Here is a 22,911-nt window from a genome sequence, read left to right as displayed (position 1 = left end):
GGCGGCGGCATGACCAACAAAGCGGTTGCCTGACCCACCGCCTTCGCGAGCAAGCCCGCTATTTAGCCGATGCCAAACACACTGCCCTGCATCACCGGTTCCACACTGCCGGTCAACACCACACCGCCCTCGCCCGCCCAGTGCACAGTGAGTGTGCCGCCGTCGCATTGCACCTGCACCGTGGCATCCAGCAGCCCACGGCGAATGCCGTTGACCACCGCTGCGCAACAGCATGAGCCAGAGCCCAGCGGCACACCGCCGCCGCGCTCCCAGATGCGCAGGCGGATACGGGAACAGTCGAGCACCTGCACAAAATGCACGTTGGTCTTGGCCGGGAACAACGGGTGGGCTTCCAGCGCCGGGCCCGCCGCTGCAACGTCGACAGCGGCAATGTCGTCGACGAAAAACGTGCAGTGAGGATTACCCATGCTGCACGCTGCCGGATCGCCCTCAATGGGCAAGCGACGCGTATCCATCGCCTCTGTCAGCGGCACCGCCGACCACTCCAGCGATGGCTCACCCATGTTCACCGACACTTGCCGACCCGGTTGCCGCACGCAGGTCAGCAGGCCGCGATCAGTGCGCAACACGATGGCGTCGCTACCGGTTTCCTGCATCAAGCGATCAGCCACGCCACGGGTGGCACTGCCGCAGGTTTCAAGCGGTGTGCCATTGGGGTTCCAGAACTTGATGCGCGCCGCAGCATCGTCACAATCGAGCACCACGGCGAGTTGGTTGAAGCCGATGCCGGTATGACGATTACCCAGGCGACGCGCGATGTGCGCGGTGATGGGATCATCCAGGCCACGACGGTCGATGATGATGAAATCGTCGCCATGGGCATGCATCTTCACGAACGACAACGTCATGGGCAGTCCTGTTTTCTTGCGGGTGGAAGCGCAAGCATACGGAGGTGACGAGAGTTTCATCAAACCCGATTTGACCGCGTGCTAGCGTGGGCGCGTTTCTGTTCGGTTGAGCCCTTCATGAAAAAAACCCGCCTCGCCCTGACCGTCATGCTGGCAGCGTTTACCCACGCCGCCATGGCTACCGACCTGTGCCAGCCTGTCGCCGCATCCTCGGCGTCCAAAGCAATGCTGGCAGCCGCCCAGCGCCACCTGGGTGATCAGCCGAATCCGCTGCCCCATCTGCACACCGAAGGCACGCTGCCCAACCACGGCATTCGCGAACAAAGCATCGCCGCCGAAAAAGACTGGCCGATTTTGCGCCAGGCGGCATTGGCCTGGCGCATCAGTGGCGACCGGCGCTACCTCAAGCAAGTCGATAATTACCTGGCCGCATGGGCCGGCGTCTACAGGCCAGACTTCAACCCCATCGACGAAACCAACCTGGATATGGTGATCAACGCCTATGCGCTCACCGCTGCCGACCTGAGCCCTGAAACCCGGGAGGCCAGCGGCCGGTTGATCAGCTCGTTGGGCAACGGCTACATCGCCCATATCCAACAGTTCCATGGGCCGAAAAAAGGCACCCAGACCAATAATTGGCAGAGCCACCGCATCAAACTGATCACAGTGGCCGCCGTCGCGCTGGGTGATCACGCGATGCTCCAGCAGGCTTTCGGGTTGTTCAAACAGCAGATCGCCGACAACGTCCTGGCCGATGGCTCGGTAACCGACTTCCACGACCGCGATGCCCTGCACTATGTGGTCTACGACTTGGAACCGTTGGTGCAAGCCGCACTGGCGGCCAAAGCCGACGGTGGCGACTGGTTGCACGCCACTGTCAATGACACCTCGCTCAGCGCTGCACTGGATTGGCTGGTGCCGTATGCCAATGGCGAGCGCAGCCACGAGGAATTCGTGCACACTCGCGTGCAATTCGACAAAGACCGCGCCCGCGTGGGCGAAGCGGGTTACAGCGGCACCTGGCAACCTAAGAGCAGCGCGACACTGTTTTGGCTGGCGGCGCAGTTGGACAGGCGTTACTTACCCGTGGCCAGGCAGTTGGCGGAGCATCCGGCGGATTGGATCAACGTGTGCTACGTGAAATAGGCAAGGTCACTGGCCCGAACGGTCATCAAGCTCCTGTAGTGAGCGGGCTTGTCGAATCGTCGCACCGCCCGCGCTGGGGGGCGAAGCCGCCCTAATCGAGTCGCCATAGTTTTCACTTAAGACCGAGGTGTCTGGATTTGGGGCGGCTTCGCCACCCAGCGCGGGGCAAGCCCGCTCACTACAAGGCCTGTGTGCCCATGGCTTTCATTAGCGCCAGGTCGCGTCCGTAGATATCCGGCGAATACACCAAACCGCCCTGTCGGTCGACCTCCACCGTCCAGTAGCTCAACAATACCGGAACCGGCGTGGCCAGCCTGAATTCATGGGTCACGCCGGTAGCCAGCAGCTCATCGGTGCGCGCACGTTCGGCCGGGGTCACCAGCAGGTCGCGCAGCATCATGGGCTGTTCAACCCTCACACACCCCGAGCTGAACGCACGCGGGCCTTTGGTAAATAGCGGCTGGCTCGGGGTGTCATGCAGGTACACCGAGTACGGGTTGGGAAAGCGCATCACGATCTTGCCCAGCGGGTTGCGCGGGCCCGCTTCCTGGCGCAGCAGGATATTGCCAGGGCGCGCCCAGTCGATGTTTTCGGGGGCCAGCGGGCGACCTTCCGGGTCGAGCACTTGCAGGTTCTGCTGGCGCAGGTATTCAGGGTTTAAACGGATCGCCGGGAGTTTGTCCTCGCGCATGATGGTGGGCGGGATGGTCCACGTGGGGTTGAGGGTCAGCCGAGTGATGCGTGACTTGAGCAGCGGTGTCTGGCGCTCTGCGCGGCCAACCTGCAGGCGCGTCTGCCACACGGGAATGCCGCTCTGGTACACGCTCAATTGCGCAGCGGCCACGTTGACCAGTACGCCTTCCGGCTCGAGGTCCTGGCTGAGCCAGCGGAAACGTTCAAGGTTGATGCGCAGTTGCTCGCGGCGGATCGCCGGGCTGATGTTCAGTTCGGCCACGGTACCGGCGCCGATCACGCCGTCGGCTTGCAGCGAGTGGCTGAGTTGGAAGGCCTTGACCGCCTTGACCAGCTCATCGCGGTATTGCTTGCCACTCGGCGCCTTGGCCAGGTAGCCGCCACTGACCAGGCGCCGTGCCAGTTCCGGCACGCGGGGGTCTTCCATGCCAGGGCGCAGCAAGGGTCCACTGGTGACAGGGTCCCAATGCGGCAACGGTTGCTGACGCAGCGTGGAATAGGCATTGCGCAGGCTGCGGTAGAGATCGGCACTGGGGCGTGCCTGGTCGAAGGCCTGGGCCATGTCTTGCAGGCCGATGGCCGCGAACGCCAGCACCTCGGTGTTGGGGTCGCGGGTCGGCGGCTGGGAATGCCACAGCGGCTCGAAGCGCGACTGCTGCAGGCGCCCGTAGTGCAAATCCTGCAGGGCTTGCAGGTACTGGCGGCTGACGTCGATATCGCTGCACAGCACGTTGGCCGTGGCGTCTGCCGTGGGCAGGCTATAGTGGGTGGGGTCCAGGCCGTCGTCGGCGAGCATCTGCAATTGGGTTTGCAAGGCGTGGCGGCGCTCGTCGGCGGACCACAACGGCACATCGCCCTGCTGCTGATAGAACGCTTGCAGGCGCAGTTGGGCACCCGGGTCGATGTGCGGAGCCAGCCCAGGGCAAACACTGGACAGTTGCGCCAGGGCGAGTTGCACAGGGCTAGGCGATGCGACGGCCACCGGTACCTCATCAGCTGTCGCGACCAGTGGTGCAACGAGCAGGCAAATGCTCAAGTAACATGCGTGTTTTTTGAACACTTGGCTTAACTCCAATCCGCAGCGGGGGGATGTACTGCAGATGCTGACTTTTTTGTGCCGGCTCAACATGATCACGTTGGGTTTAATCACCGTGAGCCTGACCGCGTTGAGCAATTTTGCGCTCGCCGCCAATGGCACCCCTCCTACCTTGTATAGCAGCCTCGCGCGCTCGGCTCCAGAACTCAATCCCACTGTACTCAAAAGCGCCTTGAGCGCGGTGCAGTGTGCGGTCAATAACGGCGAGGAACGCTCAGAACGCCTAGCGGTTATTGACTACTCCCAGCCCTCGACCGCCCGTCGGCTGTGGATCTTCGATTTGCGCAAGAAAACCCTGGTACTGCGCGACCTGGTGGCCCATGGCGCCAAGTCCGGGGAAAACTTCGCCACTCAATTCTCCAATCGCGAAGGCAGCCACCAGTCCAGCCTGGGTTTGTTCCGCACCCAGGAAAGCTACCTGGGCACCCACGGCTACTCGCTGCGCATGGACGGCCTGGAGCCTGGCTTCAATGACCAGGCACGCGACCGTGCGCTGGTGATCCACGCCGCCGACTATGTAAGCCCGCTGTGGAGCAAGCGCGAAGGCCGCATCGGCCGCAGCCAGGGTTGCCCGGCCGTACGCCCGCAGGTGGCGCGCCAGGTGGTGGATAAGCTCAAGGATGGGCAGTTCATGTTTTCGTGGTACCCCGACCAGCACTGGTTGAAGTCCTCGACGTACCTCAATTGCAAACCCCAACAGGTGGCGAGTAGTCGTACAATCCGTGGCGGATAGCCTGTCTCCCTATACAAAAGACAGATAAAAAGAGAACGTCGCATGCTTCTACACAAGTCCACCTGGATCGAGATCGGACAGTTCCTGGAACGTAGCCGCACGGTGGTGATCCCCATCGGTTCCAATGAACAGCACGGTCCCACCGGCCTGTTGGGTACCGACTGGATGTGCCCGGAAATCATCGCCCATGAGGCGCAGGCCAACGCCGACATCCTGATCGGCCCCACCTTCAACATCGGCATGGCCCAGCATCACCTGGGTTTCCCCGGCACCATCTCCCTGCGCCCTTCCACCTTTATCGCCGCGATTGGCGACTGGGTGCGCTCGCTGGCCGGGCATGGTTTTGACAAGATCCTGTTCCTCAACGGCCATGGCGGCAATATCGCCACCATTGAAGCGGCGTTTTCCGAGCTGTACGCCGAAGCAAGCTTTGCCCGTCGCCCGGCCGGGTTTGCCTTGAAACTGGTGAACTGGTGGGATTTGGAAGGCGTCAACGAACTGGCTCACCAGCAATTCCCGGTCGGCCACGGCAGCCATGCCACACCGTCGGAGATTGCGGTGACGCAGTGGGCGTACCCGGAATCGATCAAGACCGCCGAGTATTCGCCGCAGATCGCCAATACCGGGCCGATCCGTGAAGCGCTGGACTTCCGCGCGCGCTTCCCTGACGGGCGCATGGGCTCGGACCCGGCGCTGGCGACAGTGGAGAAAGGTGGGGAGTTGGTGAGATTGGCTGCCAAAGGGCTGGTCAAAGTCGTCGATAGTTTCAGCAACGAAGCCAAGCCCTAGCCCTGCACTTATCCAAATGTGGGAGCGGGCTTGCTCGCGAAAACGGTGTGTCAGTCAAAGACCTTCTAACTGAACCATCGCTTTCGCGAGCAAGCCCGCTCCCACACAAGCCCACTCCCATAGGGTATTGGGATATTACTTACAGTCTTGCGCAGCCAACTCCAGCCGCGACGGCGTGAGCGCCGACGCCAGCGGCTTACGCTCATACAGGAACACCTTGCCGCCATCCTGGGCCTTGTAGGCTTCCAGTACGTCATCGGCCGCTATCTTGCTGGTCAACACCACTTTGGCGTGGCGCGAGTTCTGCGTCACGGTCGAGGTGATCCCGTGCTTCTCAAGCTTGGTCACCACGCACTGCGCATAGGCCTCAGGGCCTTTATCGGTTTGCAGGGTCAGGGTCGGGGCATTGGGTGCGGACACACAACCGGCCAGCACCAGGGAAGCGAAGGCCAGGGCTGGTACAAAAAAAGAACGCATGAAAAAAATCCTGAAATTAAAGATAAAAGTTCACATCAACCCGCTTGCACCAACGCCTTGAGGGACACGTCAAACTGCTTCAAGGCGTCCAGTTGTACATCCCGTTGCTGCTCGATCTGCGCGGCAATCTCCGGTGCGGCCTTGTCATGCACCCACACTGACGGCACCTGTTTGTGCACCGAGCCTTCGGCCTTGGCGATGTATTGCAGGTTCGCGTCATAGAACCGTGCAATAAACCGAGCCTCGACCACATCATTACGCTGGGTCAGCAGTTGGTTATGGGTATCGAGCATCACCACCACGTCGGGGTGAGCCTGCACCAGGGCATCCAGGTTGTCGTAGACCGTAACCGACAAAAAGGTTCCCTGCAGCGAGCTCATCAACCAATCAATGGCCAGTTCCGGGTCGGAGCTGTTGACGAACGCCTCGCGGATGCGACCGTCGAGGGCATCCTTGGCGCCGTTCAAGGCCATGTCGTGGTAGCGTTCAAGGTAGCTGAGGTTGTCGCGGGTGTTATCACTCAGTAACACACCCACCGACTGCGCATGTTGCAGGGAGTCTACGCTACCGTCGATAGGTAGCAAATGGCTATCACGCAGATCATCGGCGAATGCCGCATTATTCATGATGACCGTGCCAAGCATCAGCACCATTAAACCCAGCTGGATAAACGTCCTCATCGCGCATTTCCTTGAACAGCGTTTCGATGAGGTGATTTTCCGCTTTTCCTGAAAAAACAGAACTTGCGATCCGTGATGGTGACTATTATCTGAACCGATAGTGCACCCATAAAATCTATAAGGACTCCGCTATGAAGCCCCACCAGAAAACCTTCGATCGCATCCGCGAAGCTGTCTTGCCGGAGTTTCGCGAGCGGGTCGCCGATTACCTGGTCGACTATGAAACCGTGCTGCAGGACGACACCGCAGATTCAGACCAGGTGATTGCCAGCGCCCAGCAACTGCGCGGTTACCTGCGTGGCTTGAACACCACGCGAGTGCTGGGCATGGCCGACTGGGAGGACCTGGACCGTCGGGTAAAAGAGGATTGGCTAAGGGTGCTGGAAGCCGAATAACTGGCGGGGTGTGTCGATCAGCAACGCTTGCTCGACCTGCGCCGAGCAACCCAGGGCCTGGCGCTGCTCGATCACACTGGCGTAACCGATAGACGATTCATGTTGGGTATGCGGCCAGTCGCTGCCCCACACCAAGCGGCTCAGGCCAAAACTCTGTTGCAGCAAAGGCATGGCCTGGCGGGCAAACTCCAGGTTCTGCGAGGGCGTGCCGGCCAAGCGGTAGATGCCCGAGACTTTCAGCCACAGGTGTCCACTGCGGCCCAGTTCCAGCAGCTGCGCAAAACCGTGTTGCTCGACACCCAATCGCGCCTCCGGGCGCCCAAAGTGATCGATCACCAGCTTGACCCCAAACGGCAGCAATTGACGCACCAGGTGCGGCAGGTCGTCCACGTCTCGATGCAACTCCACGTGCCAGCCCAGCTCGGCGATGTGTTCAAAGAATGCCTTCCAGCCGTGCTCGGCAAAATCCGGCAGCGCCCTGCCCACCAGGTTCAACCGCACGCCCACCACACCGACACGGGCCATGGCCTGCAACGCGTCGCGGGGAATATCGCGTTCCACAACCACCACGCCGCGCAACCGCTCTGGTGCCTGCTGCAAGGCGTCCAACAGGTAGCGGTTGTCGGTGCCCAAGAAGCTGGGCTGCACCAGCACGCCGTGGCTCAGGCCATTGGCATGCAAGTGGCCGAGGTAGTCCGCCAGCCTGGCGTCGTAGCCGGGTGTGTAGCGACGTTCACCGGCCAGGGCCAGCGCCCGGCTGAACACATGGGCGTGGGCGTCGATACCCGTGATGGAGCAGTTATCAAGCATGGGGTTCATCTTTCAAAAGTTAAAAGGGTTCACGCCTCGGCGCGCTGGCCGACGGGTGTCGCTTCCAATACCCGGCCTCGGGTTTCGGGCAGGCACAGTGCAGCAATCACGGCGACGCCGTAGGCTATCCCGGCATCGATACCGATGGCCGAGCCCAGGGACATCGAATCACTCATATGCCCCACCAGGAAGGGGAACACCGCCGACAGCACTCGCCCGAAGTTGTAGCAAAACCCCACGCCAGCGCCGCGCACATCTGCCGGGTACAACTCGTTGAACAGCGCCCCCAGGCTGGCCGGAATCCCCGCCGCGAAGAAGCCCAGCGGGAAGCCGAGGAACAGCATCTGCGTATTGGTCAGCGGCAGGAACACATAGGCCTGTACGGTGACCACGCAGCACAAGGCAAACAACACGATATTCTTGCGCCGCCCAATACGGTCGATCAGCAAGCCGCTGGCGATGCAGCCACACCAGAAGGCAAAGATGATCACGGCCAGGTAACCACCGGAGTTGAGCACCGACAGGTTACGCTCGGTCTTTAAAAAGGTCGGCAACCAGGTCATCACCGCGTGGTAACCGCCGTGGGCACCCAGGCCCAGCAACCCGCCGAACAACGTGACGCGAATCAACTCAGGGCGAAAAATGCCCGCCAGCGATTTGAAAAAACTCTGTGGAATCGCTTGTTCCTTTTGCAGGCGCTGGAAGCTGTCGGGCTCTTCGACATTGCGGCGTACCCAGATGATCAGGAACGACGGCAGCAAACCCACCACAAACATCACGCGCCACGCCATGTCCTGCGGCACGAACGAATAGATCAGCGCAAATACCCCGACCGCCACACCCCAGCCCACGGCCCAGGCGCTTTGCACGGTACCCATCACCTTGCCGCGATATTTCGGGTTGATGGTCTCGGCCATCAACACCGCGCCCGCCGCCCACTCACCGCCAATACCGAAGCCCTGCAGCGCCTTGACGATCAACAACTGGTGGAAGCCGGTGACGAACGCCGACAAAAAGGTGAAGAACGAAAACCACAGGATCATCCACTGCAGGGTGCGCACGCGGCCGTAACGGTCGGACAAGGTGCCGCCGACCCAACCACCGATGGCCGAGGTGACCAGCGTGACACCGCTGATCAGCCCCGCATCGCCCTTGCTCAAGGCGAAGGCGGCAATCAGTGCCGGGATCGCCAGACCGAACATCTGTACTTCCAATGCGTCGAGGGACCATCCGCCGAAGCAGGCCCAGAACGTTTTGCGCTCCCGAGGAGTGACTTGGCGATACCAACTGAACATGATTTTTATCCTTATAGGTCAAACGCGAGGCAGCCGGGCGCGAACCGCGCCAGAACAGGGCCAGTGTTGGGCAAACAGTTAACGGTGCGGGTATGGGGTCAGCGAATATCCACGCGGTAGCGGAAGTGCTCGGCATGCCCTCGGGAGCGTCGCCACTCCAGCGGTTGGCCGGCGTAATCGCGGGCCAGGCGTTCGATCACCACCACCGGGCTGTGGACCGGCACCTGCAGCAAGCGCGCGTACACCTCGTTCACCGATTCGGCGGTGAGGGTTTCCTCGGCGGAGGCCACCACCTGCCCGCAAACGCTTTCATACACCGGGTAGAGCAACGGGCCTTGCGCGGACAGGTCGATGTCCAGCAACGCCTGGAAGCGCGCGCGCGGTAGCCAGATTTCTTCGGCCAACAACGGTTGCACGTCAAACAAACGAGTACGCACGATGCGAATCACTTGCGCCTCAGACGCCAGGCCCAATGCCTCGCTGACTGCTGACGGCGCGGCCACCGACTCAACCGTCAGGATGCGGCTCTCGGGCACCTGGCGCTCGCCCGATGGGCCTTGAAAACGGAAAAACCGGAACAGGGAGGACTGGAACTGCGGACGGCGCACGAAGGTGCCACGCCCTTGCTGGCGCTCGAGAATGCCCTCGCTCACCAGTGCATCCACCGCCTTGCGCACAGTGCCGGTGGACAGCTCGTACTCGGCGGACAGCACCGCTTCAGTGGGAATGGCTTCGCCGGGACGCCAGCGGTTATTGGCGATCTGCTCAACCAAGTGGTCACGCAGGCGTTGATAAAGCGGCAGACGGGCATCACTGGACAAGGTATTCATGGGGCCACATTCACTTTGTTATTTAGTCATATATATGAATATGGCGAGAGTATTCGTCCGCCGGGTGACACCTGTCAAGGGCGCCACCACACGCGGAGGATGAATGGTTGTTTATAGCGCCGGGCGTTGCTGCTGAACCCACGCTTGCACGGACGGCCGCTGCCATTGGCGTTGCGCGTATTCCACCAACTCGGCGGGCACACTGTCGCCATTCAGGATCAGCCGATTGAGCATCACGGCCAGGTCCACATCGGCAATTGACCATTCACCGAACAGGTTCGCCGGGTTACCCACCAACAGCGCCTGTGCCGCATTGATCAACTTGCGCGCCGCCGCCTCGGCAGTCGGCGACAGCGGCGGCATCTTCTGCCCGTAGAACACCACCAGCGTCGAACGCTCCTGGCGAATCGGCAGCAAGTCGCTGCGCAACCAGGCCTGTACCTGCCGCGCCCTCGCCCGCTGCTTTGGATCGACCGGATAGATCGGCGTTTCGGGGTAAACCTCTTGCAGATATTCAGTGATCGCCGACGACTCGGACACTGCAAAGTCGCCGTCCACCAGCGTCGGCACGCGTTGGGTGAGGGACAGCTTGGCAAAGTCGGCTGTGCGGTTCTGCGCGGTGTCCAGGTCCAGGGTCAGGGTATCGAAGGCCAGGCCTTTTTCTCGCAGGGCTACAAACACCGACATCGCGTAGGGGCTGGTGAACTGGGCATCGACGTACAGGCGCAACAACGGTGGGTTCATGGCGGGTCTCCTCTGATGAAACTCCACGCTACGAGATCACAGAAGAGAAAGACAATGGCCGGTTTTTATAGGGGCATTCCAACGGGGAATAGCGACCTCGCTGGCATAGGTCATCGTGGCGCTCAGACCTTTGTGGGGTGGTGAGCGGGTTTGTCCCGCCCCCCCCCATCACCGGTTAGAAATCTACCGTGGCCGAGACTTTCACGGTGCGTGGCTCGCCTTGGGTCAGGTAGTTGTTGGCCGTAGAAGCCGACGCCCAATACGCCTTGTTCGCCACGTTCTCGACGTTGGCGCGCAGGGTGATGTACTTGTCGTCGGCCTTGAAACCATAACGGGCGCCGAGGTCGACGCGGGTCCAGGCCGGGATGTTCAGCGTGTTCGTGGCGTTGACATATTCGCCACCTGTGCGCAGCACCCTTGCATTGACGGCGGCACCCTGAATGCCCGGAATGTCCCAATCCGCCCCCACGTTGTATTGGAAACGCGGCACGCCGGCGGCGCGATTGCCATCGGTAAGGCCGTTGGACGTGTTCTGCAGCTCGGTGTTCATCCAGGTCGCACCGGCCAGCAAGCGCAAGCCATCGACCGGTTCACCGAAGACATTCAGCTCCACACCTTTGTTGATTTGCTTGCCATCGACGCTGAACGTGTTGGTGCCATTGGCGTTGGTGTTGGTGGCGCTGTTCGGCTGCTCGATGCGGTACACCCCCAGCGTCGCGCCGTAAGTATCCCAATCCAGCTTCACGCCTGCCTCCGTCTGTTTGCTGCGGTTAGGCGCAAACACTTCACCCGGGTTGGTGACGTTGGTCAGCGGCGCGGTAGGCCCCTGGGCCAGGCCCTCGATGCGGTTAGCGTAGAACGACACGTGTTCCCACGGTTTGATCACCACGCCATACACCGGCGTCGTAATCGACTCCGCGTAGTTGGCATTGCGCACACCTGTTGTGGTGTTCCACGCATCCACTTCGATCGTTTGTCGGCGCACGCCGAGGGTCAACAGTACCCGATCATCGATAAAGCCCAGGGTGTCGGACACCGCCGCGCTCTTGATGCGGTTCTTGCCAACCACCCGCGGGTCATGAATGTCACTGCCGAAATACGTCACGGTCGGTCGCGGGATCTGCGTCGGGTTGTACAGGTTGCCCGGCTTGCGATTGGCTTGCAGGATCGCTTCAAACGCCGAGCGCTGCTCGCCCCAGATACCCGATAAACCGACGTTCATCTGATGGGTCACAGGCCCCGTATTGAAGTGCCCGTTAAGGCCAGCCATGGCGCTCTTGTTGTCTTCGTCGTGGGGCGAGTACAAAAAGCCCACGCGCCCGCTGCCGTCGTTGCCCACATACAGCGATGAATACTGACCGTTTTCCCGCGTGTGCTTGGCCCCGCCGCCCACGTAGGCGGTCCAGCTTTCATTGAGGTCGTATTCGGCATTGAACATGCCGTAGGTGTCTTCCAGCTCCGACCAGCTCCAGTCCTGGGCATAATTGTGCTTGGCCGACGGGGCCTTGGGCACTTGGGTGCCGTTGGGGTAGACCACCGAGCGACCGTTGTTGATGCGCTCTTTCTGGTAGCCAAAATCGGTGGAGACGCGCAGGCGCTCGCCACGGTAATCCAGGGCCACGGCGACCAACTGCGAGCTTTTGAATTCATCATCGATGGCTGTGTCGCCACCATGTTTGGCCAGGTTGACCCGTGCGCCAAAGCGATTGTCTTCGCCAAAGCGCTGGCCCAGGTCCAGGTGACCACCGGTTTGCCCACCGCTGGCAGCGTCGAGGGTGACGCTGCGGGTGGGGGTGTCTTCAGCGCGCTTGGGTACCAGGTTGACGCTGCCGCCAATCCCCGAACCTGCTGGGGAAACGCCATTGACGAAGGCATTGGGGCCTTTGAACAACTCCACACGCTCAAGGGCTTCGGTGGTGATGATCTGCCGAGGTAATACGCCGTACAGGCCGTTGAACGCAATGTCATCGGTGTTCAGCGGCAGGCCGCGAATAGTGAACACCTGGGAAAAGTTGCCAAAGCCCGACGACTGGCGCACCGACGCATCGTTGAGCAGCACATCACCGACAGTACGTGCCTGCTGGTCGGCAATGGTCTTGGCGGTATAGCTGACCACGCTGAACGGCACGTCATTGATCGAGCGATTGCCCAACACCCCGAGCCTCGCCGAACGCGCCACCTGGCCACCGCCATAGGTATCTGCCTGCGCCCCGCTCTCGCCGCTGATGGTGGTCGCCCCCAGTTGCACCGCATCGCCCGTGGCCTCGGGCACCACGGTATAGCCGTTGGCGCCCGTGCTTTGCAGGGTATAACCGCTGCCTTGCAGCAACTTCATGAAACCCGACTGCGCGGTGTAGCTGCCTTGCAAACCAGGGCTCTGTTGGTTGTTGAGCAGCGTGGAATCAAATGACAACGGCACCCCCGACAACGCCGCGAACTGCGCCAACACATTGCCCAACAGCCCCGGCGCGAGGGTGTAGCTGCGCGCCGCGCTGGTAGGCGCCACGTCTGCTGCCACCGCGCTGTGCAGCGGCGCGATGGCGGCCAGGGCAACGGCCAGGCTCAGGGCCTTGAAGGGGCGGATGGGGTGCGTGGTGGAGGTCATGGGGCATTCCTGTCGGCGCGGTGCAACGTTGAGGGTTCTTCCCTACACCGCACGACAACAAAAAAGGTATCAGCGAAAGCCGCAAATAAATTCAGCGCGGCTCAATGGTCACCCAATAGCCGGTCAGGCTGCTGATCTTGACCGGCAAGGTTTCCTGCAACAGGCGCAGGCTGGCGTCGGTGTCGCGCAGCGGGAACGCCCCGGACACCGTCAGCCCGGCCACACTGTCGTGACAACGCAACACACCGTGACGGTAGCGGCCCAACTCGTCGAGCAAGTCGGCCAGGCGCATCTGCTGGGCCAGCAACATGCCGTTCTCCCAAGTCATGGCGCTGATATCCAGGGCCTGCACCGCCGCCACGCGGTCGCTGTCGAATGCACTTTGTTCGCCAGCCTTGAGAATCACGCCATGGCTGGCATGCTGTGGCAGCATTTCCACCGCACCTTCGATGACCGCCACACGGCTGACCTGCTCCCCTACCCGCACGCTGAAATGCGTTCCCAAGGCTCGCGCAGTGCCATGGCGGGTCTGCACGATAAACGGGCGATGGGTCGGTGCGGGGTCCTTGGCGGTGGTGATCATCACCTCGCCTTGCAGCAACTCGATGCGCCGCACGTGCTCACTGAAAGCGATGTTCAGCGAGCTGCCGGTATTGATCAGCAGGCGCGTGCCATCGGGCAAGGTGAGGTGGCGTTGCTCGCCGATGGCGGTGTGCTGGTCGGCAGTCCATGGCTGCCAGGGTTTGTGCCGGTAGGCCAGCCAGGTCGCTGGCCCTGCCAGCAGCAACAGCCCCAACGCCTGGCGGCGGCCCAGGGCTTTCTTGCGGCCGATGCGCTTGAGGGTGTCGCCGGCAATCGCGCCCGGCACGCTGTTGAAGTCTCCCAAGATCGCCTCCGCCCGCTGCCAGGCCTGGGCATGCTGGGCGCTGCGGCCCTGCCACTGGGCGATGGCGCGACGGTCTTCATCGGTGGCGCTGCCAGATTGCAACTGCACCATCCAGTCGGCGGCCTCACCGAGAATCAGCGGATCAATGGAGGGGTTCATGCCACGCTCAGGCACGCAAGGAACGCGTCGCGCATATAGCGTTTGACCGAGACCAGCGACACCTTCAACTCATCGGCGATCTGCGGGTAGGTCAGCCCGTCAATCTGCGACATCAGGAATGCCTGCCGGGTTTTCTCCGGCAAATCCCGCAGCATGGCTTCGATGCGGTACAGCGCTTCAAGGATCAACCAGCGGGTTTCCGGCGACGGCACCTCCTGCTCCGGCAGGTGGGCGATGGTTTCCAGGTAGGCGCGCTCGACTTCCTGGCGGCGCCAGCTGTCGATCATCAAGCCCTTGGCGATGTGCGTGAGTAACGCACGCGGCTCGCTGCCGAACCCCGCATTGTTTTGGCGGGAGAGCAGGCGCACGAAGGTGTCATGGGCCAGGTCCGCCGCATCACTGGCATTGCCCAGCTTGCGATCGAGCCAGCGGTACAACCATCCGTGGTGTTCGCAGTACAACGCCTGGACAGGCAGATTGAGCGAAGTCGACATGCAGATCACCCGGAGCCCGGAAGTAATTAAGAATTGATCGCATTCTAATCTGTCGGGGTGAAACGCGGCAACGCACAAATTAATGTTATAGGATAACGCCAATTTTCCACTCAGCCCTGCGATCTCCCCTATGACCGACGCTGTTCCCCTGCGCCAACGCCTGCTTTCCATCGACGCCCTGCGCGGCCTGGTGATCCTGTTCATGTTGCTGGACCACGTGCGCGAAACCTTCCTGCTGCACCGCCAGGTCAGCGACCCGATGAACATCGACAGCACCGAGCCCGCGCTGTTTATCAGCCGTACCCTCGCCCACCTGTGTGCGCCGGTATTTGTGTTGCTCACGGGGTTGTCGGCGTGGCTGTACGGCCAGAAATACCAGGGGCGCCGCGACGTGTCGGCGTTCCTGTTCAAGCGCGGGTTGTTCCTGGTGGTGCTGGAATTCACCTTGGTCAACTTCGCCTGGACCTTCCAGTTGCCGCCCAGCGTGATCTATATGCAAGTGATCTGGGCCATCGGCGTGAGCATGCTCGCCCTTGCAGCGCTGGTGTGGTTGCCGCGCGCATTTCTGGTGGGCGTGGCGCTGGTGATCATCGGCGGGCACAACCTGCTGGATGGTTTGCACTTCGCGCCGGGGTCGGCGTTGCAAAACCTGTGGGCGATCCTGCATGAACGCGGCTGGATCGATGTGAGTGACACTCTGCGCCTGCGCACCACCTATCCGGTGCTGCCGTGGATCGGCGTGATCGCCCTGGGCTACGGGCTGGGTCCATGGTTTGCCAATGGCATGCCGCCGGCGGTGCGTCAGCGCTATCTGTGGCTGTCGGGCGCTGGTGCTCTAATTGGGTTTTGGGTGCTGCGGGCTTTCAACGGCTACGGCGAAAAACCCTGGCAGGCCTATGACAATGGCGTGCAGACCTTGATGAGTTTTTTCAACGTGACCAAGTACCCGCCGTCACTGTTGTTTTTGGCGCTGACGCTGGGGGTTGGTTTGCTGCTGTTGCTGGCGTTCGAACGCGCGGGGCACAAACGTTGGATTGGCGTGCTGGCCACCTTTGGGGCAGCGCCGATGTTCTTTTATTTGCTGCACCTGTATGTATTGAAAATTCTTTATGTAGTGTGTGTAGCGCTGTTTGGGCTTAACCAGGGCAAGTATTTTGGCTTCGAAGGTATTGGGGCGATTTGGCTGGTGGCGCTGGTATTGCCGATTGCATTGTATTGGCCAGTGCAATGGTTTGCCGAACTGAAAGCAAGGCGTCGGGACATTGCCTGGCTCAAATACCTCTGACCCCACACAATCCAAATGTGGGAGCGGGCTTGCTCGCGAAAGCGGAGTATCAGGCAATAAATCTTTGACTGAACCACCGCTTTCGCGAGCAAGCCCGCTCCCACAGGTTGACGGTGCTAAACGCTGGGTATCAGGTGCACATAAAACGCGTGAAACATGAAATACGCACACACCGCCAACGCAATCCCCATGCAGCGATTAAACACGGTAAACGCCGACGTGCCGTTGATACGCCGCCCCAGTAGTGCACCCAGCAGCGAGTAAATCCACGGCGCGCCGAACGCGCCAAACGCCAGCAGTGCCGACACCACCGCGATGGACACACCGGTGATATGCGCCGCCGGCAACATCACGCTGGTGATCGGCAGCACCGCCATGATGCCCTTGGGGTTGAGCAACTGAATCACCAAGCCATTCCAGAACGTGAGGGTCTTGGCCGGCGCCGTTGAGGACGCCTCATCCACCACCGTGCGCGCGGTGAATACCTGATAGGCCAGGTACAGCGTGTACACACCGCCGATCAACGAGATGTACGGCAACGCCGCCTGGGAAATGATCGCCTCGCCGGTGTAGCCGAACAACACGAACAGCAGCAACATCGCACAGCCAACGCCGATGAAGAACCCGGTGGAGCGGCGAAACTGGCCGGTAAGCCCGGCATTGAGGCCCATGAAGTTCACCGGGCCCGGGCTGTACATGACGCTGAATGCGTAGAGGAAAATGTCCATGAAAAACCTGCAGTAGAGGAAGTGATTCGAGTCTACTGAGGCGGGCTGGGCGAATTCTTGTACGTTTGTAGTTCAGCGCTGCGCCTGACGGGTAAACCACTCCCTCAGCACCTTGCACCCCGGGTGAGACGCCGCCATCGGTTGCAGGCACAGCGCGTACACACCGCCCGTTTCCAGTGGTTCACCGAAAGGCACTACCAGCACACCGCGTTCGATGGACTCGGCGGCCAGCGTCTGGTCGGTCATCGCCACGCCCAACCCTCGCGCAGCGGCATCCAGCGCCAGCTCATCAAGGTTGAACGGAATGTGCCGGTAATCTTCCAACGCCTCGGCGCCGTGAGCCGCCAGCCATACGCGCCAGTCTTGCTTGTCGACCGAACGGTGCAGCAGCGCCACGCGCTGCAGGTCTTGCAGCGTTGCCAGCGGCCCAAGGTGGGGCGCGCATACCGGCACCAGCTTTTCCTGGAACAGCGTCAGGCAGGCCTGATCGTTCGGCACCTTGGGCAGGTATTGGATGTAGGCATCACTGTCGCCGGCGGGCTCGACCACCTCGGTGGCGACTGTCTCAATCGCGAGGGAAATGTCCGGGTGCTGCCGATAGAAGTCACTCAACTTGGGCAGCAACCAGCGCACCGCCAGCGACACATGCAGGCGAATGCGGAACGGACGTTTGTGCGGTGAAATACGGTCCTCCAGCCCCTTGAGTTGCGCCAGGATACTGCGCGCACTGGCCAACACCTGCTCGCCCTCAGCCGTCAATTGCAGGCGACGGCTGGTGCGGGTGATCAGCGCCACACCGAAGTGGCTTTCCAATTGCTGGATCTGGCGGCTGACTGCGCTCTGGGTCAGGCACAGCGTTTGCGCCGCCAGGGTGAAGCTTTCGCTGTCGCTGACTTCCACCAACGCTTGCAGGCCCTGCAACGACGGCACGTGACGAATCTTATCCATGCGCTTTCCGAATAGCTGGATGATTTTATAACGTTGGTTGTATCACCCAAGCCCCTATAAATTCCAGCCATCGACTTAAACCATCCATGCGAACAGCGCATGCAGCCGAGGTTACCGTGGACAATATCTGTGGCTGGATAGCCCAAACCGAACCCCTGCCCGCCCGCGCCGCCGTGCAAGGCACGCTGCAGGCCGACTGGCTGGTGATCGGCGCCGGCATCACCGGGCTCAGCGCTGCCCACAGCCTGGCGGCGCTGCACCCCGAAGCGCACATCGTGATCATTGATCGGCAACATGCCGCACAAGGCGCCTCGGCCCGTAACTCGGGGTTTGTGGTGGCGCACGAGCACCCGGCGGAAAACGAACTGATGGGCAGCGCGGGATTCGCCGGCTTTGAAGTGGACACCGCCATTTCACGTGCTGCCAGCGATGAGGTGCGCCAACGCATCAGCAGACACGGCATCGACTGCGATTTTCGCGACAACGGCTATTTCTTCGCCGTGCACGACTCCGACAAACTCAGCCACGTCGAGGCCAAGCTCGCGACCTTGCGCGCCCTGGGTGCGTCCGCCGATTTCCTGCAAGGCGATGCACTGCGCCAAGCCCTCGGCACCGCGCATTACCAGGCCGGTATCTGGTGCGGCAGTGGCAACGCGTTGTTGCAGCCGGCCAAGTACGTAAGAGGCCTGCTGGAGGCGCTGCCGGCGAATGTCAGCCTGTTTGAACACACCGCCATCACCGGCCTGGAACGCATGGCCAACGGCGCCATCCGCGCACGCAGCGAGGCCGGGAGCGTCGAGGCGCGGCAAACGCTGGTGTGCCTGAATGCCTTTATCCCGCGTGTGGGCCTGGGCAACAGCGCCACCTTCCCCATGGAACTCAGCGCCAGCCTCACCCGCCCGCTCACCGCCAAGGAATGCGCCGCCGAGCCATGGGGCGTGCTCTCCACACGGCCATTGGGGGCCACCGTGCGCTTGACTCCGGACCGTCGCGTGATGATCCGCAACACCGCTGAATACCGCACGCGCGACGTGTCCAACGATGACTTGCAGCAGCGCCGCCAGCACCACATGCGCGGTTTGCAACGGCGTTTTCCGTGGCTCACCGAGCAGGACATCCACTACACCTGGACCGGCCACCTCAGCGCGTCGCGCTCCGGCCAGCCGTATTTCGCCAGGGTCGAAAACAACCTGTACGCCATCGCCGGTTGCAACGGTTCGGGAGTGGCGCGCGGCACCTTGTGGGGTCGGCTGATGGCCGAATGGGCCAGTGGTGAACACTCATCATTGCTGCAATCGGTGATCCAGCGCGCACAACCTGGCTGGCTGCCACCGCGCCCCTTGTTCGACCTCGGCGCCCTGCTGCGCATGCGCATCGAAGCGGTGCGCGCCCGTTCCGAAATCTAAAACAAAAAAGGTGAATGCAATGCACATCAACCGATTGTCCGTGGCGGTCATGCTCAGCGTGTTTTCGATGGCCAGTCAGGCCGCCGAAGAAGTGAACATCTCCAACTGGAACGGCTACATCGCCGACGACACCCTGACGCGCTTTACCCAGGCCACCGGGATCAAGGCCACCTACGACATTCATGACAGCAACGAAGTACTCGAATCCAAGCTGATGACCGGCAACACCGGCTACGACGTGGTCAGCCCTTCGAACCACTTCCTGTCACGGATGATCAAGGCCGGGGCTATCCAGAAACTCGACCGCAGCCAGTTGCCGAACTGGAAAAACCTCGATCCAGTGCTGATGCAAAAACTCGAGACCAACGACCCCGGCAACCGGTACGGCTTCCCGTATATGTGGGGCACGGCGGGCATTGGCTACAACGTCGAGAAGATCAAGGCGATCTTTGGCAACACCGACGTGACCCGCTCCTGGAAGATGTTTTTCGATGAAGACACGATTAAGAAACTCAGCACCTGCGGCGTGGCGATCATCGACAACCCCACGCAGATCCTGCCTATCACCCTCAACTACCTGGGCCTTCCCCACCACAGCCACGAGCCTGCCGACTACAAAAAGGCCGAGCAGGCGCTGTTGAAGATCCGACCGTACATTCAGTATTTCCATGCATCGAAGTACATCAGCGACCTGGCCAACGGCAATATCTGCGCGGTGATCGGCTTCAACGGCGACGTGGTGCAAGCGGCGGCCAGCGCGAAGGAAGCCAAGAACGGTATCGACATCGCCTACTCCATTCCCGAAGAAGGCTCCACGCTGTGGCTGGACATGGTCGTGATGCCCAAGGCCGCGCCTCATGAAAAGAACGCCTACGCCTACATGAACTACCTGCTCGACCCTAAGGTGATCGCCAACATCAGCAACAGCATCCACTACGCCAACCCCAACAGCGCTGCCGATGAGTTCCTCACCCCGGCGGTGAAACAGGACCTGGCGATCTACCCGCCGAAAAGCGTGATGGACAAGCTGTTCATCGTCGAAGACCTGCCACCCGCCATCGCGCGGTTGGCGACGCGGTTGTGGACCAAGCTCAAGACCAATACCTGATAGCGTTTGGTGGTGCCGGGGGGATGTGTAGCCGAACACTCCTTACCTGCCAACACATGGCTTCCTGTAGTGAGCGGGCTTGCCCCGCGCTGGGTGGCGAAGCCGCCCAAACCCAGGCACCTCGGTTTTTCTGAAACACCGCAGCTTCCTTATTGGGGCGGCTTCGCCACCCAGCGCGGGGCAAGCCCGCTCACTACAAAATTGTGTGAATACCTTTTGCTTATCACTGAAATATCCACCAGCGTCTGTATCCAAGCACCAACGTTTTTCATAATCGTGCCTCCCTCCTCACCCAGGAAGCACACCCATGCACCCGTTGACGGTACTGTTGGCGCACGCCCTTGCTCTTGCTTTCAGCCTGATCGGCATCGGCAGCCTCGCCTGGTTGTTGGCGAGTACGGGCCGCCTGGTGTTCTGAGCGAACCGCACTCTGAGGTGGCTTACATCAACGGAATCGAATAGTTCACAAACACCCGGTTCTGATCCTGGTCCCTGGCCACCTCACTGCGGGACACGCCGTTACGCCAGCCAAACCCGACGTTCTTGAACGTGCCGCTCTGCACCACATAGTCCAGGGAAATATCCCGCTCCCATTCGCTGGCATCGCTGCCGCTGGTGGTGAGGATATGGTCACCCTTCAAGTACATCATCGACGCCTTCAAACCCGGCACGCCCAGCGCGGCAAAGTCGTAGGCATATTGCGCAAACGCCGTGCGCTCGCCGGCCTGGATGAAGGTCTGCACGGTACGGTCGGTGTAGAGGTACAGGCTGGAGCCGCCCTCGCCTTTATTCACCAGGCCGCCCTGGTTGAGTTGGGCGAAGTTACTGTCGTCCGACACTTGCTGGTAGCCGGCAGTGATCGCGTGCGGGCCCAGGGAGTAGATGAACGCCGCACTCCAGGTGTTGTTGTCGATTTCACCGTTGCCGTTCTTGGTATAACCGCTGAACTTGTAGCCTTCGGCACGGCCAGCGGCGTTGCTGTTCTTGCCATCGGAAGTGGTCTTGAAGTAGCGCAGGTCGGTCTTCAATGAGCCGTAGTCGCCCAACGGTAATACATGGATCAAACCGGCAAAGTGCTGTTGGTAATAGTCTTCAAGGTTGGCGTAGTAGTACTGGACCAGCAGGTCCTTGTTCACTTGGTAATCGGCACCGGCATAGTTGAACTTATTACTTTCCTGGGTACCGCCCGCCGCTGCCAGGCCGCTGCGGTCGCTGGAGCCACGACCGGTGGTGTGCTGCAACTGGCCGCCGATCAGGGTCAGGTTGTCGATGTCCTTGCTGGTGATCTGGCCGCCCTCAAAAGACTGCGGCAACAGCCGGCCATCGTTGCTCACCAGGATCGGCAGGTTCGGGCGCAGGTAGCCGTAGCGCAGTTCGGTCTGGGCGAAGCGGGCCTTGGCCGTCGCGCCGCCACGGGCCCAGTTATCAGCGGCCTTGCCGTCGTCATTGGGGATCATCGAGCTGCCCACGTGACGGCCGGTGCCGCTGTCGAGGGTCACACCGAGCATGCCGATAGCGTCCAGGCCGAAACCGACAGTGCCGTCGGTAAACCCGGATTGGTAGTTGAGGATAAACGCCTGACCCCATTCCTCGGTCTTCGAGGGTGCGGCGATACCGTCACGGTTGTCGTTGTTGAAGTAGAAGTTGCGCATGCTCAAGTTGGCTTTGCTGTCGCTCAAAAAATCAGCCGAAGCCAAGGGGCTCAGGGCAATGCCCAGGCTGCCGGTCAATACGCTTAAAACATTCAAAGTGGCTTTCATCAGGACGAACTCCGGCGCGGAATCCAAGTTCCGGGCGCAAAAAATGGGCAGCAGGAAGCACACGGCCAAACTCGGGTTGGCCGGTGCGTTAACTCACGATCAGGGTGTTAGTTGAGCGAAAGAACCTCCGTACACCTTCAGTCAATCAATCCATGCGCGTCATAAAACGGATACGGGCCGGGGTAGTTCCCGAACACACCGTTGTGGCTGATCAAACCTTGCTGCGCGTCCCAGCGATGCAGCAAATAGCCCGCCGGCTCCAGGTTAAAATGCGCGGGCGCCGCTTCTTGCAAATCCAGCACGATCTGGTGGGAGGTGCCGGGGCAGACACAACTCAAGCTACCGCCAAAGCGGCGCTGCATCGGACGGTGCAAGTGCCCGCACAGCAGGCGCTCCACTTGCGGATGACGGGCGACTACACGCTCCAAACCTGCAGCGTTGATAAAGGGTTCGCGGTCCATATGGCCGATGCCACTGATGAACGGCGGGTGATGCAGGATCAGCAACGTGGGTACATCAGGGCGCAAGGCCAACTGCGCATCGAGCCACTGCAATTGGCTGTCGAGCAACTGGCCGCCGTGACCGCCGGGAATGGTGGAGTCGAGGCCGATCAGGCGCAGCGGATGTTCGTCCACCACCCAGTCCAAAGGCCCGTCTGCCGAGACCGGTAAGTAGCAGTGATCGCGGAACGCATCGAGCAACGGCTCGCGGCTGTCGTGGTTGCCGGGCACCAGGTAGCACGGCATGTGCAAGCGTGCGAGTTCGGGGTGCAGCACGGCGTATTCATCGGCACGGCCGAAGTCCACCAGATCACCGCTGATCACCACGATATCGGGCCGTGGGTGACTGGCGTTCAAATGGTCGACGGCACGGCGCAAGGCGCCCAGGGTATCGACCACGCCATAGGTCAGGCGCTGGCCGGCTTTAAGGTGCAGGTCGCTGATCTGCGCGACGAGGAACGGACGATTCAACATA

The 22,911-nt window shown here is 61.1% G+C and carries 22 protein-coding genes; 7 read left to right on the top strand and 15 right to left on the bottom strand.

Going from position 1 to position 22,911, the window contains the following annotated elements; translation table 11 throughout:
* Positions 1 to 62: 62 nt before the first annotated feature.
* Positions 63 to 869 carry a diaminopimelate epimerase gene (dapF, locus tag HF257_RS15815; RefSeq protein WP_185707103.1) on the bottom strand — a complete coding sequence of 269 codons (807 nt, stop codon included), beginning with the start codon at positions 867 to 869 and terminating at the stop codon, positions 63 to 65.
* Between the two features lie 117 nt (positions 870 to 986).
* Between dapF and HF257_RS15810 the strand changes: the two genes are divergently transcribed.
* Positions 987 to 2,015 carry an alginate lyase family protein gene (locus tag HF257_RS15810; protein ID WP_185707101.1) on the top strand — a complete coding sequence of 343 codons (1,029 nt, stop codon included), beginning with the start codon at positions 987 to 989 and terminating at the stop codon, positions 2,013 to 2,015.
* A 178-nt stretch (positions 2,016 to 2,193) separates the two neighbouring features.
* On the opposite strand, the gene HF257_RS15805 is transcribed toward HF257_RS15810, so the two are convergent.
* Complete coding sequence (locus tag HF257_RS15805) at positions 2,194 to 3,768, bottom strand: L,D-transpeptidase family protein (RefSeq protein ID WP_185707099.1); 1,575 nt, start codon at positions 3,766 to 3,768, stop codon at positions 2,194 to 2,196.
* A gap of 40 nt (positions 3,769 to 3,808) precedes the next feature.
* Between HF257_RS15805 and HF257_RS15800 the strand changes: the two genes are divergently transcribed.
* Complete coding sequence (locus HF257_RS15800; protein ID WP_185707097.1) at positions 3,809 to 4,537, top strand: murein L,D-transpeptidase catalytic domain family protein; 729 nt, start codon at positions 3,809 to 3,811, stop codon at positions 4,535 to 4,537.
* A gap of 42 nt (positions 4,538 to 4,579) precedes the next feature.
* The gene (locus tag HF257_RS15795) at positions 4,580 to 5,326 is read left to right on the top strand and encodes a creatininase family protein (protein WP_185707095.1); all 747 of its coding nucleotides are present in this window, start codon (positions 4,580 to 4,582) and stop codon (positions 5,324 to 5,326) included.
* A gap of 135 nt (positions 5,327 to 5,461) precedes the next feature.
* Here HF257_RS15795 and HF257_RS15790 read toward each other — a convergent pair whose 3' ends face one another.
* Positions 5,462 to 5,803, bottom strand: a complete 342-nt coding sequence (locus HF257_RS15790; protein WP_185707093.1) for a hypothetical protein — start codon at positions 5,801 to 5,803, stop codon at positions 5,462 to 5,464.
* 35 nt (positions 5,804 to 5,838) lie between these two features.
* The gene (locus HF257_RS15785; RefSeq protein ID WP_185707091.1) at positions 5,839 to 6,483 is read right to left on the bottom strand and encodes an ATPase; all 645 of its coding nucleotides are present in this window, start codon (positions 6,481 to 6,483) and stop codon (positions 5,839 to 5,841) included.
* A gap of 131 nt (positions 6,484 to 6,614) precedes the next feature.
* Here HF257_RS15785 and HF257_RS15780 point away from each other — a divergent pair, with 131 nt between their 5' ends.
* Positions 6,615 to 6,878: a hypothetical protein gene (locus tag HF257_RS15780; protein WP_185707089.1), complete on the top strand. Its 264-nt coding sequence runs from the start codon at positions 6,615 to 6,617 to the stop codon at positions 6,876 to 6,878.
* Here the strand turns inward: HF257_RS15780 and HF257_RS15775 are convergent.
* The 7 genes from HF257_RS15775 to HF257_RS15745 all read right to left on the bottom strand — a co-directional run bounded on the left by HF257_RS15775 (position 6,855) and on the right by HF257_RS15745 (position 14,701).
* The gene (locus HF257_RS15775; protein ID WP_185707087.1) at positions 6,855 to 7,688 is read right to left on the bottom strand and encodes an amidohydrolase family protein; all 834 of its coding nucleotides are present in this window, start codon (positions 7,686 to 7,688) and stop codon (positions 6,855 to 6,857) included. The two genes, HF257_RS15780 and HF257_RS15775, sit on opposite strands and share 24 nt — an antisense overlap.
* Before the next feature lie 29 nt (positions 7,689 to 7,717).
* Positions 7,718 to 8,983 carry an MFS transporter gene (locus HF257_RS15770; protein ID WP_185707085.1) on the bottom strand — a complete coding sequence of 422 codons (1,266 nt, stop codon included), beginning with the start codon at positions 8,981 to 8,983 and terminating at the stop codon, positions 7,718 to 7,720.
* Positions 8,984 to 9,081: 98 nt separating this feature from the next.
* A complete protein-coding gene (locus HF257_RS15765; RefSeq protein WP_185707083.1) occupies positions 9,082 to 9,813 on the bottom strand; it encodes a GntR family transcriptional regulator in 732 nt (243 codons plus the stop codon).
* Between the two features lie 111 nt (positions 9,814 to 9,924).
* A complete protein-coding gene (gene yfcF / locus HF257_RS15760) occupies positions 9,925 to 10,557 on the bottom strand; it encodes a glutathione transferase (RefSeq protein WP_185707081.1) in 633 nt (210 codons plus the stop codon).
* Between the two features lie 175 nt (positions 10,558 to 10,732).
* Entirely contained in the window at positions 10,733 to 13,162 is a 2,430-nt protein-coding gene (locus HF257_RS15755) for a TonB-dependent receptor (RefSeq protein ID WP_185707079.1), read from the bottom strand.
* 91 nt (positions 13,163 to 13,253) lie between these two features.
* A complete protein-coding gene (locus tag HF257_RS15750; RefSeq protein ID WP_185707077.1) occupies positions 13,254 to 14,207 on the bottom strand; it encodes a FecR domain-containing protein in 954 nt (317 codons plus the stop codon).
* Positions 14,204 to 14,701, bottom strand: a complete 498-nt coding sequence (locus HF257_RS15745) for a sigma-70 family RNA polymerase sigma factor (protein ID WP_185707075.1) — start codon at positions 14,699 to 14,701, stop codon at positions 14,204 to 14,206. Before HF257_RS15745 ends, HF257_RS15750 begins: the two co-directional genes overlap by 4 nt.
* Before the next feature lie 130 nt (positions 14,702 to 14,831).
* Here HF257_RS15745 and HF257_RS15740 point away from each other — a divergent pair, with 130 nt between their 5' ends.
* On the top strand, positions 14,832 to 15,986 hold the full coding sequence (locus HF257_RS15740; protein WP_185707073.1) for a DUF1624 domain-containing protein: 1,155 nt from the start codon (positions 14,832 to 14,834) through the stop codon (positions 15,984 to 15,986).
* A 116-nt stretch (positions 15,987 to 16,102) separates the two neighbouring features.
* Here HF257_RS15740 and HF257_RS15735 read toward each other — a convergent pair whose 3' ends face one another.
* Together HF257_RS15735 and HF257_RS15730 are read right to left on the bottom strand one after the other, a co-directional pair.
* Positions 16,103 to 16,714: a LysE family translocator gene (locus tag HF257_RS15735; RefSeq protein ID WP_185707071.1), complete on the bottom strand. Its 612-nt coding sequence runs from the start codon at positions 16,712 to 16,714 to the stop codon at positions 16,103 to 16,105.
* A gap of 72 nt (positions 16,715 to 16,786) precedes the next feature.
* Positions 16,787 to 17,662: a LysR substrate-binding domain-containing protein gene (locus HF257_RS15730; RefSeq protein ID WP_185707070.1), complete on the bottom strand. Its 876-nt coding sequence runs from the start codon at positions 17,660 to 17,662 to the stop codon at positions 16,787 to 16,789.
* A gap of 116 nt (positions 17,663 to 17,778) precedes the next feature.
* Between HF257_RS15730 and HF257_RS15725 the strand changes: the two genes are divergently transcribed.
* Both HF257_RS15725 and HF257_RS15720 read left to right on the top strand, forming a co-directional pair.
* Complete coding sequence (locus HF257_RS15725) at positions 17,779 to 19,068, top strand: NAD(P)/FAD-dependent oxidoreductase (protein WP_185707068.1); 1,290 nt, start codon at positions 17,779 to 17,781, stop codon at positions 19,066 to 19,068.
* A gap of 19 nt (positions 19,069 to 19,087) precedes the next feature.
* Complete coding sequence (locus HF257_RS15720; RefSeq protein ID WP_185707066.1) at positions 19,088 to 20,176, top strand: polyamine ABC transporter substrate-binding protein; 1,089 nt, start codon at positions 19,088 to 19,090, stop codon at positions 20,174 to 20,176.
* A gap of 440 nt (positions 20,177 to 20,616) precedes the next feature.
* Here HF257_RS15720 and HF257_RS15715 read toward each other — a convergent pair whose 3' ends face one another.
* Both HF257_RS15715 and HF257_RS15710 read right to left on the bottom strand, forming a co-directional pair.
* The gene (locus HF257_RS15715) at positions 20,617 to 21,936 is read right to left on the bottom strand and encodes an OprD family porin (protein WP_185707064.1); all 1,320 of its coding nucleotides are present in this window, start codon (positions 21,934 to 21,936) and stop codon (positions 20,617 to 20,619) included.
* Positions 21,937 to 22,073: 137 nt separating this feature from the next.
* Positions 22,074 to 22,907 (bottom strand): phosphodiesterase, encoded by an 834-nt coding sequence (locus tag HF257_RS15710; RefSeq protein WP_185707194.1) that lies wholly within the window; start codon positions 22,905 to 22,907, stop codon positions 22,074 to 22,076.
* Positions 22,908 to 22,911 lie beyond the last annotated feature (4 nt).

This window comes from Pseudomonas cremoris (assembly GCF_014230465.1).
The sequence above is the reverse complement of the archived record's forward strand: the minus strand, read 5'-3'. Positions and strand labels throughout refer to the sequence as shown.